The organism is Marinobacter sp. AL4B, from assembly GCF_019916045.1.
GTDB lineage: Bacteria > Pseudomonadota > Gammaproteobacteria > Pseudomonadales > Oleiphilaceae > Marinobacter.
The window spans coordinates 1,251,149-1,265,892 of record NZ_JAILWZ010000013.1 but is presented as its reverse complement, the minus strand read 5'-3'; the positions used below and the strand labels follow the sequence as shown (position 1 = coordinate 1,265,892).

At 54.1% G+C, this 14,744-nt stretch carries 11 protein-coding genes; 5 read left to right on the top strand and 6 right to left on the bottom strand.

The annotated features are described in order from the left end of the window. Positions 1-2 precede the first annotated feature (2 nt). On the top strand, positions 3-1,850 hold the full coding sequence (locus tag K5L82_RS16110; RefSeq protein WP_133006637.1) for a cation:proton antiporter: 1,848 nt from the start codon (positions 3-5) through the stop codon (positions 1,848-1,850). A gap of 19 nt (positions 1,851-1,869) precedes the next feature. Here the strand turns inward: K5L82_RS16110 and K5L82_RS16105 are convergent, their stop codons facing one another. The 3 genes from K5L82_RS16105 to K5L82_RS16095 all read right to left on the bottom strand — a co-directional run bounded on the left by K5L82_RS16105 (position 1,870) and on the right by K5L82_RS16095 (position 4,930). Then, positions 1,870-2,850, bottom strand: a complete 981-nt coding sequence (locus tag K5L82_RS16105) for an NADP-dependent oxidoreductase (RefSeq protein WP_223134852.1) — start codon at positions 2,848-2,850, stop codon at positions 1,870-1,872. Positions 2,851-2,942: 92 nt separating this feature from the next. Further along, entirely contained in the window at positions 2,943-4,031 is a 1,089-nt protein-coding gene (locus tag K5L82_RS16100; RefSeq protein WP_223134851.1) for an SMP-30/gluconolactonase/LRE family protein, read from the bottom strand. Positions 4,032-4,138: 107 nt separating this feature from the next. Next, a complete protein-coding gene (locus K5L82_RS16095) occupies positions 4,139-4,930 on the bottom strand; it encodes an alpha/beta fold hydrolase (RefSeq protein WP_223134850.1) in 792 nt (263 codons plus the stop codon). Between the two features lie 387 nt (positions 4,931-5,317). Between K5L82_RS16095 and K5L82_RS16090 the strand changes: the two genes are divergently transcribed. The 3 genes from K5L82_RS16090 to K5L82_RS16080 all read left to right on the top strand — a co-directional run bounded on the left by K5L82_RS16090 (position 5,318) and on the right by K5L82_RS16080 (position 8,523). Beyond that, positions 5,318-6,361, top strand: a complete 1,044-nt coding sequence (locus tag K5L82_RS16090) for an AraC family transcriptional regulator (protein ID WP_133006641.1) — start codon at positions 5,318-5,320, stop codon at positions 6,359-6,361. After that, positions 6,358-7,794, top strand: coding sequence for a cardiolipin synthase (gene cls, locus K5L82_RS16085; protein ID WP_223134849.1), 1,437 nt, complete (start codon positions 6,358-6,360; stop codon positions 7,792-7,794). Before K5L82_RS16090 ends, cls begins: the two co-directional genes overlap by 4 nt. Before the next feature lie 69 nt (positions 7,795-7,863). Further along, positions 7,864-8,523: a GntR family transcriptional regulator gene (locus tag K5L82_RS16080; protein WP_133006643.1), complete on the top strand. Its 660-nt coding sequence runs from the start codon at positions 7,864-7,866 to the stop codon at positions 8,521-8,523. Here K5L82_RS16080 and K5L82_RS16075 read toward each other — a convergent pair. After that, positions 8,517-10,727: a patatin-like phospholipase family protein gene (locus K5L82_RS16075; protein ID WP_262492675.1), complete on the bottom strand. Its 2,211-nt coding sequence runs from the start codon at positions 10,725-10,727 to the stop codon at positions 8,517-8,519. The genes K5L82_RS16080 and K5L82_RS16075 overlap by 7 nt on opposite strands. Positions 10,728-10,743: 16 nt before the next feature. After that, complete coding sequence (locus tag K5L82_RS16070; RefSeq protein ID WP_223134848.1) at positions 10,744-11,343, bottom strand: hypothetical protein; 600 nt, start codon at positions 11,341-11,343, stop codon at positions 10,744-10,746. Between the two features lie 241 nt (positions 11,344-11,584). Here K5L82_RS16070 and K5L82_RS16065 point away from each other — a divergent pair, with 241 nt between their 5' ends. Then, positions 11,585-11,950, top strand: a complete 366-nt coding sequence (locus tag K5L82_RS16065) for a hypothetical protein (RefSeq protein WP_223134847.1) — start codon at positions 11,585-11,587, stop codon at positions 11,948-11,950. Positions 11,951-11,955: 5 nt separating this feature from the next. On the opposite strand, the gene K5L82_RS16060 is transcribed toward K5L82_RS16065, so the two are convergent. Continuing rightward, positions 11,956-14,712, bottom strand: a complete 2,757-nt coding sequence (locus tag K5L82_RS16060) for an ATP-binding protein (RefSeq protein WP_223134846.1) — start codon at positions 14,710-14,712, stop codon at positions 11,956-11,958. Positions 14,713-14,744: the final 32 nt, after the last annotated feature.

Below are 14,744 nucleotides of genomic sequence, written 5' to 3'. Positions count from 1 at the left end.
TTATGGCCGCTAGTACTGCTCTAATTCTTGCCGGTATCGGTATCAGCTCTCTGCTCTGCCAATGGTTCGCGTGGCGCGTGCGCATGCCCGCCATTCTCTTTCTCCTCGCAGGCGGCATTATTGCCGGACCCGTATTGGGATTTCTTCAGCCCGAGGCAGTCTTTGGCGATCTTCTGTTCCCTGTGATCTCTCTTGCGGTTGCCATCATTCTGTTTGAAGGCAGCCTGACGCTTCGCTACGACGAGATTAAAGGTCACGGCAAAATGGTGCGCAATCTGGTGCCCGTGGGCTCGATTGTCACCTGCGCAATCGGCACACTCGCCGCCCGCTGGATTCTGGAGGTGTCGTGGGAAGTTGCGCTTTTATTCGGCGCCATTTCGGTGGTCACGGGTCCCACTGTGATTGCACCGTTACTTCGCGCCGTTCGTCCCACGGCCAAGCTCTCCAATATCCTGCGATGGGAAGGCATTATTATTGACCCGGTGGGCGCGCTGCTGGCGGTTCTGGTATTCGAGGGCATTGTGTCCTGGGGCCAGGGCAATGTGTTCGGCCACTCCCTTTATATCTTCGGCAAAACGCTGGTTGTCGGTTTCATCATTGGTGCCGTTGCCGGCTATCTGAACGGTCAGGCCTTGCGAAAGCACTGGCTGCCACAGTACCTGCACAATGCTGGCACACTCACCTTCATGCTGGGTGTTTACGCCATTTCCAATGAACTAGCTCACGAATCCGGCCTGCTGACGGTGACCGTGATGGGCATCTGGATGGCGAACATGAAGCGGGTTCCCATCGACAGCATTCTGGAATTCAAAGAGTCTCTGAGCGTGCTGCTGATCTCGGCGCTGTTCATCATTCTGGCGGCTCGCGTGGAGTTTTCAGCCATTCTCGATCTGGGCTGGGGGCTGGTGGCGGTTCTCGCCTGCTTGATGTTCATCGCTCGCCCGATCAGTATTTTCCTTTCCTCCATCGGCACGTCGCTGAACTTTCGTGAAAAGCTCTACCTAAGCTGGATTGCGCCGCGGGGCATTGTGGCCGCTGCAGTTTCTGCCCTGTTCGCTTTTCAGCTTGAACGACTCGGTTATGACGGTGCGGAAACTCTGGTGCCACTGGTGTTCATGTTAATCATCACCACCGTCACCCTGCAAAGTCTGACAGCCCGTCCGATTGCCAAGCTTCTGGGCGTAAAAGAACCGCCGGCACACGGTTTCCTGATTCTGGGCGCGAACCCCATTGCCCGATTGATTGCACAGTCACTGAGGAAACACGAGATTCCGGTGATGCTGTCGGACACCAACTGGGAGAACGTGCGCCAATCCAGAATGGAAAACTTACCGGTTTATTTTGGCAACCCGGCTTCCGAGCACGCCGCAACCCATATGGACCTGACGGGCATCGGTAATCTGCTGATTCTTTCGCCGTACAAGCAAATGAACAGCCTGGCCACGTACCACTTCATAGATTGGTTTGGCGACACCTCGGTGTTTGGTTTAACCGAGGGCGATCAGGACCAGAAAGCCCGGCTTCAAACGGCCGGTAAGGTGCAACGAACCAGAGGGATTTTTGACGGGGTGAGCTACGCCAAGCTCGCCAGTTTGGTCAGCCAAGGGTACAACGTGAAAACTACCCAGCTGAGCGAAGAATTCAGCTACCAGCAGTTTCTGGAGCAATACCAGCAACAGGCTCTGGTGCTGTTTATCATCGACAGCAAAGAGCACATTCACCCGGTGAAAGACATGGATTCATTAGAACCTGAAGACGACTGGGTCTTGATCAGTCTTGTGCCCCCGCAGCCCCAGAAAGAACGGGACAGTAATGCCAGCCAGAACTCAGGCGAGAAAGCTGACGATTAAAGCGCCACCCTGGCGCGGATTAGCGACAATCGAGCACCAGTTTGCCGCGAACATGACCTTCTGCCAGAAGGTCATGGGCTTCACGCACCTGATCCATGGTGAACACTTTGTCGATGTGTACTCGCACGTCTCCGTCTTCAATCAACTCGGCGATTTCTTCCAGGTGAAAGACATCAGGGCGCACACGCATTCCGTGAGCCCGAACTCCCATCTCTTCAGCCGTACTGATAACGTCATCGGCGGTCACCGTCGGGATGGTGACTAAAACACCGGACGCGCCTAACGTGTGCAAGGAGCGTTTGCCAGCCTCGCCCCCGACCAGATCCAACACTACATCCAGCCCGAAGCACTCATCGGCAACATCCATGGTTTTGTAATCAATCACTTCGTGAACGCCAAATTCCGCCAAGAAGTCCCGATTGCTGGCAGACGCGGTGGCAATCACGTGGGCATCCCGAGCCAACGCAAACTGCACCGCAAAGTGGCCAACCCCGCCGGCACCCGCATGTATGAGCACCTTTTGATTGGGCTCCAAGCGAGCAATTTCAAACAAACCCTGCCAAGCGGTGAGCGCGGCCAAAGGCACGCCGGCTGCAGTCACCAAATCCAGCTCTTCTGGCACAATGGCTAATTCATCGGCGCGTGCAACGGCAAACTGCGCATAGGCACCGCCCGCTACGGGGAAACCAATCATGCCCATCACCCGGTCGCCCTTGGCAAGGGTGGTGACATCGTCGGCCACCGCTACAACTTCTCCGGCGGCATCGTAACCCGGCCCCCAAGGCAGATCGTCTTCAATTTGAGTCGCGACAAAGCCCATACCCAGGCGAGTTTTCCAATCGATCGGATTGAGCCCCGCACCATGAACACGAATCAGCACTTCGCCCTCACCGGGCTCCGGAATCGGTGCATCAACGACCTGCAGCACATCGCTGTCGCCAAATCGGTCGTAAACCACTTGGCGCATCGTTTCGACTTCCGTTGCTTCAGTGGGGGCCATGGGGTTCTCCAGACGGGTTTGCATCAGATGCCTACAAAGGCGATCGTGTTCAAGTTCAGCCTAGCAGAATTTCTACCCGGCGCGTTTTCCGCTCACTCATGGCTTCCCTCGACATCGGGAATGGCCTCTAGCGACAGTTTTCCGATGCGGTCGTTGTGCAGCGAGCCAAAATACAAATAGCCACTGTGAGGATTCACCGAGGTAATTTCCTGCAAATGCGTGCCTTTGGTGTCGTGCAGGCTAAGCAGTGCCTTGCCGGTTGCATCAAAGGCAACCACCAGACCGTATTCTTGAGGCTTGGGTTTTAAGCCGTCAGGCAGTTTTGCCACCAGATTCTTCAGCCAGGGCTTGGCGTGCATAGCATCAATCTGGGCGTTTCGTAGCGTTGGGAAGGCAACCCAGTATCGGCCCTCATGGTCGATGGCCAGATTATCCGGGAACCCCGGCAGGTTATCGGCGAACACTTCGGTTTTTCCTGCGTTCGGGCCGGTAATCCAATATTTCAGAATGCGATACTTCCAGGTTTCGTTAACCAGCAGGTAATCGCCTGCGGGGGAAACGGCGACGCCGTTGGGAAAGTGCAAATCAGCCAGCAGCACTTCGGTTTTTCGGGTTTTCGGGTTGTACCGAAGCAAGCGACCATGAGGGCGCATTTCCAACAGGTCCAACAGATAGTCCTGCTGACCAAAACGAGAACTGGCATCGGTGAAGTAGATTCGTCCATCGGGTGCGATGATCACATCATCGGTAAACCGGAACGGCGTACCGGCAGCCTCCCGGCTAAGCACATTGATTTCGCCTTCCGGCGTAATCGATAACAATCCCTTCCCGGAATCTGCCACCAGCAGATTGCCCTGTTCATCCATGACCATACCCAGTGGCCGGCCCCCGGTTTCAAGCCAGGTATCCACCCTACCGTCCGGGAACACTCGAATGATCTTGCCATCCTGAGTGCCGGCGTACAGAACTCCGTCAGCTCCGACAGTGGTATCCTCGGGGCCATACACCTGCCCCTTCGCCAATAACTCGGCTTGGTGCAAATGCCCATTGGGTACATAAGCACCCGTCATCGGTGGTGGTTTTGGCGCCTGCCAGGCTTCGCTATCAACAGGGGACGGCGTTAATAAAAAACCGCCAAACAACAGAAACAACGCTAGCACGCCAATTAACAACCACTTCATAATGCACAACCCTTTATTTTTATCATTGTTCTTCCTTACGCCTTGCAGCGACTTATTAGGGCTCCTTACCCATCAAAATCTTCAACAAATCCAGGAATGGTCCGCAGTTAATGCTCCAGAAATTGCCGACACAAGGTCGCAAAGGTGTCCGCTTTTTCTGCATGCAACCAATGCCCGGTGCCCTCGATGATTTTGAGCTCGGCATTCGGAAACAGAGTCTGAATAGTGTCTTGATGCTTAGTCTGAATGTAGGCGGAATCTGCCCCTTTGAGAAACAAAACCTCGCCTTCGTGGGGCCCGTTGCCTTCCGGTGCGGCTAAAAGGTTCGTATAGGCTGCCTCTATCACAGGTAGGTTCAGGCGCCACCGGAACAGAAGATCGCCCTGTTCGACCTCGTCTTTGGGGATGCGCTCAAGATTTTTCAGCAAGAACTGACGCACACCGGGCGTTTCAACATACTCGGCCAGCCGGGCATCCGCTTCGGTTCGTGATTTTACGCCCCGAAGATCCAAACTGTTCATGCCTTCAAGAATGGCATCGTGTCGGGGTTGGTAACTGACGGGGGAAATGTCCGCAACGATGGTTGCTCGCACCCTCTTCGGATAGCTTAACGCCACCTGCATCGCGACTTTACCACCCATAGAATGGCCAAGCAGGTGAGCTTGATCGATGCCTTGGGCATCCATGTACGCCACCACATCGGCAGCCATCGCCGGATACGTCATTTCGTCCGTGTGTGGAGAGCTGCCGTGATTGCGCTGATCCAGACCATGTATTTGCCAGCTGTCTTCAAGTCGGCGGGCAACACCCCCCAAGTTCTCGAGCGAACCAAACAATCCGTGCAGCAGGATTAACGGTTCACCTTGCCCGGATATCCGGTGATTCAGTTCAACACTCATAGTGCGGCAGTCTCCGGCTTACAAAACATAGCCAACTACACTACCATCGCCAGATATCGAGGCAAGAGCAAATTTCGGCAGATGTTCGCCCATAAAAAAGCCGGGCATGTAGCCCGGCTATAATCATGTCGTCCGTACGCCTGATCGCTTAGCAGTAGTAAATACCACCAAGGTACTCTGCAAGAGCCATAACGTTCTCACGTTCGCTTTGGCTATGGGGTACAAAGATTTCCTGTTGCATACAATTCCTCCACCATGACCTTAAGGTTACTTCAACCTGTTGCCACACATGCTATCGTTTAAACGGTGATAGGCCGTTGACGCGCGGTGCCATTTGCTTGACATTTTGTAACACTTTTCACAAAACCACTGATTTCAGGCCTTGGCATGACCGATGTCCCTTCAGAAAACACAGAAATCCCCCACGTTGCGGCTTCAAGCACGCTCGCGCTGGTGCATTATCTGGATACGAGAGGACTTCTTGATTCCCCAGTGATAGAGCGTGAGACAGGCCTTCAGCTCAACGCTCTGGAAGATCCTGACCTACGCATTCCCGCCACCGCCCACTACCGGCTTTGGGAGCTCGCAGAGCAGCTCACCCGAGATCCCGGAGTGGGTTTGCACGCGGGCCAGGTTATCGACCCCGAGCGAATGGGACTGGTTGGGCATGTATTCTTCAATTGTGACACCCTCGGCGAAGCGGTTATCCAATATGTCCGGTTGTACCGGCTGATTAACGAATCGGTCACGCTCCATTTTGAGCAAACAGCCACTCAGGCGATCTTGAGTTGGCAGCCTGACAACCCTGCGTATTACTCTCGCCTTGATATGGATCGCACCCTTGCAGCGGCGATCTGCAGAACACGCCACTTTATCCACAAAGGCATTACCGCAGATTGGCTCGAAATCGCGCACCCTGAGCCACCTTATTCGAAGGAATACCAAAAACTGTTCGGTGGCCCCGTTTTCTTCGGCTGCGGCATTACCCGGATCGCATTCTCTAGCGAGCACCTGGAGCACCCCATTCCACACCGTAATCCTTACGTGTATTCCGCTGTATTGCAGCAGGTCAACGCTGTGCTGGCGAAACTCCAAACTCGGCGTTCATTCAGCCGCAAGGTGCGAAGGCTCATCTCCCGGCAGATGGCAACCGACAAAATTGACGCAGACACTCTGGCCCGTCAATGTCATATGAGCCGGCAGACCCTTTATCGCCGTTTAAAAAAAGAGGGGTTAAGCTTTCAGGATTTGGTGGAAAAAGTCCGCCGTGACAAAGCACTCCGGTACGTGGCAAACGATCAATACGCGCTGGGTGAGATTGCTTTTCTACTTGGTTTTTCCGAACTTAGCGCCTTCAGCCGTGCATTCAAGCGCTGGACCGGCGTTGCGCCGGCCCAATTTCGAGCCGAACATAAGGGCAGCTCATCATGATCGAGGATACTTTCACCTTACTGGCGATCCCGCTTGGGCTACTCTATCTGGCCGCGCTGGCCTGCATCTATCGCATCCTGCTGACTTACCGTACCACTCAAGGCGCCATCGCCTGGATCACCACGTTGATCGCATTGCCGTATGTAACCGTCCCCCTGTTCATTCTATTCGGCCGATATCGTTTTGGCGGCTATATGAAGGCAAGACGCTCCGGCAACAAAGCCCTCAGCGGCCTTCTCGAAGAGTTCGAATGCCGGACAACCTCAATACCGGATCCGAATCAGAAAGAGTTCGGCGATGAGCTACAGGTTCTGTGTAAATTGAGCCGCCAGCCCTTCACCAGCGATAACAAGGTCACGTTGCTGAAAGATGGTGAAGCCACCTTCGATGCGCTTTTTCAAGCTATGGAAGACGCTGAGCGCTACATCCTTCTGGAATTCTACATCGTCCGCTCTGACCGCGTTGGCCAGCGCATCAAAACGGTTCTGGAACGCAAGTTGGCTGAAGGCGTGGAGGTATGGCTGCTTTACGACGACATCGGCAGCCTGTCGCTGTCTCGCCGTTGGCTGAAGGAATTGGCGGAGGCCGGAGCCAAAGTTGCTTCGTTTGGCAAAGGCAACATTCGCCGTCGCCGCTTTCAGATCAACTTCCGAAATCATCGGAAGCTGTTGGTTTGTGATGGCGTTACAGGCTTCGTGGGTGGTATTAATCTCGGCGATGAGTACCTGGGCACCGCCATGGACCAGGAACCTTGGCGTGATACTCATTGTCGAATCGACGGTCCCGCCGTCACCGGCCTGCAACTGGCCTGGCTGGAAGACTGGCACTGGGCCAGCGACACCAAACCGAAGTTAAATTGGTGCCCGAGCTTTAACTCCCCCGGCGACGACAAGGTGCTGGTGCTGCCTACTGGCCCGGCGGACACTTGGGAAACCTGTGCGTTATTTTTCCTCAACAGTATTAACAACGCCCGAACCCGCGTTTGGATTGCCTCGCCCTATTTCGTGCCCGACGTTCAGATCATCAACGCACTTCAATTGGCGGCGCTGCGCGGGGTGGATGTTCGTATTCTGATCCCTGAAAAGTCCGACAGCTTACTCATCCGAGTGGCAGCCTATTCGTATCTCATTCAGGCCCGTCAAGCCGGAATCGGCATCTACCGTTACCAACCCGGCTTTATGCATCAAAAAGTCGTTTTGGTAGACGATCGCTACGCATCGATTGGCACCGCGAATCTCGATAACCGTTCCATGCGACTGAACTTTGAAATTATGGCGATCAATACGAGCCCTAGCTTCATTCAAGAAGTTGAGGCCATGCTGGAAGACGACTTGAAGCACAGCAGGCTAATGACCGAAAGCGATTACGAAGATCGCTCTTTACTGTTCCGCTTGTGGTGCCGTACCGTTCGCCTGCTCGCACCGTTGCTTTGAACTGGTCCTCAGTATGGGCTTGTGCGACTATGGCGCTTCTGACAACTCCGAAGTAGCCACAGAACGAACATGAACGCATTCAAGCCGAAAGAAACCCTGACCGAGCAAGTCGCCCGCCACGTTGAGAACCTAATAGCCTTCGGGCAGCTGCGCTCGGGCGAACGAATTTACGAAAGTGCCATGGCCAAGGAACTGAATGTCAGTTTGGGCTCCGTGCGGGAAGGCTTGTTGTTGCTCGAGAAACGGCACTTGGTAAAAAACGTTGCTCGCAAAGGCGCATTTGTGACCACCCTCGATGAGCATTTTGTACACAGCTTGTATGAAACCCTGGAACTGTACCTCACCCACACGGGCCGGAAATTAGTCAGACAGTGGCAGCCAGAGGATATGGAACGATTGGTTTCCCTGCGCGATAAAATGCAGCGTTGTTACGAGCAAAACGATCTGTTGGCGTTTTTGGAGCTAGGCATAGAGTACACCCAGGCATCGCTGGTTTATGCAGACAACTACTTCATCGTTTCGGCCATTGACGATTTATGGCCTTCGGCAAAGCGATGCGCATTTGTGGCCTTCCGCCACGGCGGCAAGCAAGTAATTGAAGACAATTTGGCCCATATGGAGCAATCCATAAAAGCGATCGAAGCTCGGGATGAACAAGCTCTAACCGCGATTCTGCACCGCTACGCCCTGCAACAATGTCAGCAGGTACTGACGGCTTTAGCTCAGTAGAACAACTGGGTAAAAGAGAAACCGATATTCATGTAGGCCGTCCAATCATCTTCGTTGTTGTAGGCGACTGAGAACTGGACCGGCCCAACGAACGTATCGACACCCGCAAACACACTCCACGATCGAACCAAGTTGCCCCAGCGCGCGTCGTCGATGCGATCCCAAGTATTACCCGTTTCAAAGCCGACCCCAGCGAACCAAGGCATGAAAGGGCCGCCAAACTCGCGTCGAGCATAGGCAGCCGCCAAAGCTGCGTCGTTACCACTTAGTTCTCCGGCCGCATAGGCCGACAGCCGCCGGAATCCGCCCAGACGCGCGGCATTCTCTATGCCAGACTGGCCGCTAACAACCTGTTCCGTAAACAGCAAACCGGTGACGTTGAATCGTTGCCAACTGGCCGTTCCCAACAACATGCCCGTGATGGAATCAAAGTCGCGGTCTGAACCCAGTCCGGGACGTTCAAAACGCGCCCGTATTCCCGCAAAACCGCCGGATTTCGGGTAGAACGAATCACTGAGCGAGTCGTGCACCAACTGAACTTTAGCGTAGCCTTGATGAACTCTGTCCGATGGCGCCACTTGTTCACCGATCGAATCCTCCAATCTCGCAGAGCCTCGCACATAACCGATACGCACTTCACCGTCGCCGCCCAGCTCCATGCCAATTGCCGCATCGACCTGCGTCAGTGAGACATCAATCTCTGCAATACGGGCACCGTCCTCATACACACGGTAGTCATCACGCTCGTGCTCTATACCAATCACTGCAAATCTTTCGTAACCAAAATCCAGCGGCTGGTACCATTGGGTACGAAACCAGGGCTGAGTGCCTAACTGAGCTCCGACATGCCACTCGGCCCCCAGACTGTTCAGTTCTGTCATTCGAAGCCCGGCCGCAAGATTAAAACGGGTGCCGCCACTGAAATTATCTTCGTAGCTCAACCCCGATGAAAGATAATTCGGCCCCCATCGTTTCTCACGTGCCTGAATATTCAACACCGGACCTTGCTCTGAGGGCCTCAAAGACCAAGACACGGTTTCGTAATACCCCAACCCATAGATACGCTTCAGATCCGATTCGAGTTGTTCGACATTCAGAGGTTCGCCCGCCTTCTGGCGTATTCGCTCTTTCAAAAACGCCGTCGATAATCGGCGCCCAGTCGCGAACTCAATACGGGCCACCTGCGCAACCGACACTGCCCGTTGCTCCAACCCCTCGCGGAAAGACCGCCATTCCTCCGCTGACACCTTCAGACGGTTGAGTTCCACCGCGTGCTCTCTGGCAGCGGTAGCACCCAACTCGAACAATACCGGCCCATCATAAAAATCAGCAGAGCCGTACCCTTCCAACTGGGGCCGAATAAGTACGTCGTTATCGGTGATCAAGGCGAGCTGATCTTCCGTGTTTCGCCGGGTCAGGAGCGTCGTTAACTGACCTACAACCGAAAAAGCTTCCTTGATCTCGTCGGTTTTCAGCAACGGATCCGTAATGTCCACCGCGATGATTATGTCGGCCCCCATATCCCGGGCCACACTGACGGGCAAATTATTGGCGATCCCGCCATCTACCAACAAACGACCGCCGCGTTCCACCGGCGCGTAAACACCTGGAATACTCATACTGGCGCGAATCGATTCCGCCAAATTGCCGCTATCAATGATGACTTCAACGCCGGTCTCCAGATCCGTCGCGATCGCGCGAAAAGGGATGGGGAGCTGATCAAAGTCATCAACCAGTGCAGCATTGCGAGTGAGCTCGTTCAGAATCAGGCCAAGATTTTGGCCTGTCACCAATCCGCCACCGACATGGATACCATCGGTATCGACTCCAATGCCCGGTGTGATTGGCAAGCGCCAATCGGACTGTTTACGGCGCACCGGCTTGTAAGCGCGGCCCGGGTCATCGCTGAAGCTGGACAGCCAGTCCAGATCGATGAAACGTTGTTCAATTTCGTTCACCGACATGCCGGATGCATACAAAGCTGCAACCGCAGAGCCTGCGCTGGTACCGACAACCATATCCACCGGCACCTTCATTTCTTCCAGAACCCGGAGCACGCCAGCATGGGCCATGCCTTTGGCGCCGCCCCCACTCAGCACCAACCCCACTTTCGGGCGACTTTCTTGGGCAGCACTCAGAGTTGGCCACGCAACAAACACCACCACGACAGCAAAAAAGACGGAAAGTCTGAATAGAATTTGCAAAATATCTCAGTGCAGATTAGTTGGGTTTATCATCGTCGACCAACGATATATGAGAGGTATCAGGCACGATGGGCGGGGGAGTCTCCCGCTCAACGCCCAAATCAGTGCCCGGAGGCGCTATACTCCAATCGTCCAGGTGTTCGAACATAGGGGTTTCGATCTCCTGGTGCTCCGCAAGAGTGACACCTACCGGGTCCAGACTCAGACCCGAGCCAGCGAGAATCTCATCCACTTTCTCACCAGCGACAGACAAACGGTCACCGGGCTCTACCTCCGGCACTTTGCCAGGCCCTGCGTTGGGATTCAGCGTGCTTTTATGATCCGACGACGCGCCCCGCGGCTGCGTTTCGGGCGCGCTCGTGCGTGAGGGAGCTGATGGTTGCCCGCCAGCAACGGCCATTGCCTGAACATAGACCACCATGCCGTGTTTCTTGAGTACCGTTTGGTATTTCTCGGCTTGTTCCTGATCCAGCTTGTTACGGATCACCACCGCCTGACCACTGAACATGCGGTCCAGCTGCTCGACACTGGCCTTAAACAACGCTTTGGCATTGGCACGGGCAGTCAGCAAATCTGTGCCTGACGTACACTCGCCCTTGAATACGAGCTGGAACATGACGTTACCTCATTTGTTCTTTTCAGGAAGCCCGGTTTTATCATAGCTGAAAACACGATGGCAGGAGACGCGCTCAAGGCAATGCGCTCGACCTTCAAGCTTCGATTGTGTCAGCATTGCAAACAATTGAAAAATACCACCGTTTTAAGCAGAAAAAACCGGCGCTCTCTGCGATAATTAATTGTAACCAAAATTTACACTTGGTTACGGTGTCGCTTTAAACGTCCAATGAGATACGCTTATGCGAATTCGAACCTTCATCTTGTCTTGGGCACTGCTGTTCGGCGCGACAAGCTCCTATGCGCAAGCCGGAAATCTGGACGTTCTTATGCAGCAGGTCTTCCCAACTGCAGAAGCCACCTACATCGGCTATGAAAGCATAGAGCGCGAAGACATCCCCGTAAGTGCGGATGTCGACCGTAAATACCTGATCGTGGATTTTCGCTTTAAAGGAAACCTGCCATCGACACAGACGCTGCAAGCCAAGGTACACAAAGTATGCATGACCCTGTTTAGGGATCAGCAACTGATGCAATCGCTGTCAGAGTCCGGATACGACATGGTCTCCGTGGCTTTTGATCGGCAATCTCAGTTCGATTGTCTATAACAACGCTAGCTTTGCCCCAGTATACGGGGAAATGCCTCCAGCGCAGTGTTCACTGCATCCAGATTAAAAGCTTCCACATCCGCCAACAGTTTTTCGCCGTAACGAGTAACCGACAGTGAACGATGACGCTGTCCCCAATCAATAATTCTCAAGGCAAACTCTTTCATTTGCTCCGGGTCACCGCTCTCCCGAACGTTTTGCCATTCATTGCCAAAGTCCCTCGCAAGGCTTTCCCGTAGCCAACCTCGCTCCTGCATGCTCATGGTCTGGGCCAGCAAACGCTCGGATTCTTCTGGTGCGCCTTCTTCTTCCGCTTCTTCTCCGGTCGCTGCAACCCGGGGCAATACAATGGTAAAGGTCGACCCAGCGTCGGCCTCACTCTCGAGCGTTAACTCCCCCCCCATCATTTCCACCAGTTTGCGGCTGATGGCTAGCCCCAAGCCGGTACCACCGTATCGCCTTGAGCTTTGTCCTTCGTGTTGCTCGAAGGCATCAAAAATTCTGCTTTGCTGATCCGGAGCTATGCCGATCCCAGTATCCGTTACCGTCACGGCCATTCGGTAGTATCGGGCATCGCCGTCGCTGTCCTCTTGGTCGCCCAGAAGTTCGGCGACCACACGAACGGTGACTTCGCCTTGATGGGTGAATTTAATGGCATTTCCCACCAAATTAAACAGCACCTGACGCAGCCGGGTTTCATCGAGCATCATCGCTGATGGCAAACCGGCGCCTACACTGACTTCCAAAGCAATGCCCTGCTCCGTTGCCCGAAGATCGAAAATATGACGAACGTCGCTTAGCAAGCGCCGTACAGAGACGGGCGCAAAATCCAATCGCATTTTACCTGCCTCAATCCTCGACAAATCCAGAATGTCATTGATCAACATCAGCAGGCTGCGACTGCCGGCACGAATGGCGTTCAGATAATTTCGCTGCTGGGGATCGGTTACGGAGTTATAAAGCAAGTCGCTGTAACCGATCACCGCATTCATCGGCGTTCGAATTTCATGGGACATATTGGCTAGGAATTCGCTTTTCGCACGGTTGGCCAGTTCGGCTTCCCGAGCCAGTCGTTCGGCTTCCAGTTTGGCTGCGCGCAGTTCATCCTCACTGCGACGCAGCGCGTTTTCCGAGCGAATACGCTCATCAACTTCCAGCGATAATTTTCGGTTCCAGTACAGGAAGATCAGCACAACCACGATGGCAATCAGAATGATTCGCCGGACAACCGTGTAATCGGTTTCTTGTTCAATATCCAAATGAATCCAGCGATTGTAGACGGCTTCGCCCTCAGACTCGGGCAAACCGCCCAACGCCTTGTTCAAAATACGATGCAGCTCCGGGCTGTCCTTGCGCACCGCTAAGCGCAAATCGTACTGGTAGGGAGTGATACTGGTAATCCTGAGGTTCGACAACCCCAGCCGTGCAACCGTATAACTGACGGCAGGAATATGCGTCACCATCACATCGAGGTCACCGTTAGATAACGCCAGCAAACCATCGGCAACCGTGGCCTGAGGGTAGAGATCAAGATCCGGGTGGTTAATCAGCAAGTAATCATGGCTGGCTTGTCGGTTAACAACGCCAACTTTTTCGTCGCGCAACTCACGTAGATCGCCGATAAACCGGCCGCTGTCACGGATTGCCAAGGCAATGGGTACGGTTACATAAGCGCGGGTAAACAGATACTCCTGCTCGGTGCGAGGAGTGCGGGACAACCCAGGCAGAATATCCACTGTTCCCGCCTTCAACTCTTCTTCAGCGGAAGCCCGGGTGTCCATAATCCTCTTGTTGAAGCGTACCCCGAGATTTTCTTCCAGCCGGCCAATCAAGTCGGCAACCAAGCCTGCCGGCCGGCCATCTTGTTGAAACTCAAACGGCGGCCAATCCCTGCGCAACCCCACTTCAAGCCCCTGATTTTTGTCGAGCCAACTTTTTTCCGCCGCGGTCAAGGCAACGCCCCGACCTTCCATCATCGGTATATCGCCTTGTAACCAAGCCTGTCGGATTTCGCGGTGCTCTTTATGAGTAATCGATAACACAGCTCTATCGGCGACTCGAAATAATTGATGCTTATCGGTTGGCACTTGAAGCACCACTTCCACAGGCCGATTATCCAGCAAAACAGCCAATCCAATGCCATTGACCATTGTTGATTCAAGGTAATCCGATACTACCGGCACCGGTGCCAAAAAAGCATCGGCGTTACCCGCCAGCACTTGACTGATGGCTTCGCCCAGATCTTCCACCGGTACAGGGGTAAAATTATTAACGGGATCAAGTAAAGGAAATTGATTTGGGTCGTCCCCGATGATCGCAACATTGGCGGCTTCCAGATCTTTTAAGGTGCGAAAACCGGCATCACCCGCGTTCACAAACACGCCGTAAGTGAGGCTCATGATCGGTGTGGTGTGCCGCAATCCTGGTATCACGGGCGCACCCGGAACACGGGTGGTCAACGTGAGATCGGCAGGCTGCTCCTGCTCATCCAGCATGAAGGGTTCAACTGGAAGGTCCAGTTTTCGGGAAAGAAGATCCAGATAATCCGCCAGCAAGCCCACTAACTGGTCGTTCCCGCTTTCGAAAATCAACGGCATCTGTGTTTGCCGAATACCGACTCGAATACGGTCGAGCTCTCCAAGCCACAGCAAGTCTTCAAGACTCAAAACTGGGGCAGGGGTTTCTTGTGGGGGGTCAGCTTGCGCCGCTGCGGTTGAGAAGCTTACCAACAGGAACAACACGAGCTGGAGAAAAAACGTCACTGCACACCCTCATGGAGCCACCATTGCGGCTC

Coding starts and splice junctions, on each gene's coding strand:
- K5L82_RS16110 (WP_133006637.1), top strand. CDS start 3: ATGGCCGCTAGTACTGCTCTAATTCTTGCCGGTATCGGTATCAGCTCT.
- K5L82_RS16105 (WP_223134852.1), bottom strand. CDS start 2,850: ATGGCCCCCACTGAAGCAACGGAAGTCGAAACGATGCGCCAAGTGGTT.
- K5L82_RS16100 (WP_223134851.1), bottom strand. CDS start 4,031: ATGAAGTGGTTGTTAATTGGCGTGCTAGCGTTGTTTCTGTTGTTTGGC.
- K5L82_RS16095 (WP_223134850.1), bottom strand. CDS start 4,930: ATGAGTGTTGAACTGAATCACCGGATATCCGGGCAAGGTGAACCGTTA.
- K5L82_RS16090 (WP_133006641.1), top strand. CDS start 5,318: ATGACCGATGTCCCTTCAGAAAACACAGAAATCCCCCACGTTGCGGCT.
- cls (WP_223134849.1), top strand. CDS start 6,358: ATGATCGAGGATACTTTCACCTTACTGGCGATCCCGCTTGGGCTACTC.
- K5L82_RS16080 (WP_133006643.1), top strand. CDS start 7,864: ATGAACGCATTCAAGCCGAAAGAAACCCTGACCGAGCAAGTCGCCCGC.
- K5L82_RS16070 (WP_223134848.1), bottom strand. CDS start 11,343: ATGTTCCAGCTCGTATTCAAGGGCGAGTGTACGTCAGGCACAGATTTG.
- K5L82_RS16065 (WP_223134847.1), top strand. CDS start 11,585: ATGCGAATTCGAACCTTCATCTTGTCTTGGGCACTGCTGTTCGGCGCG.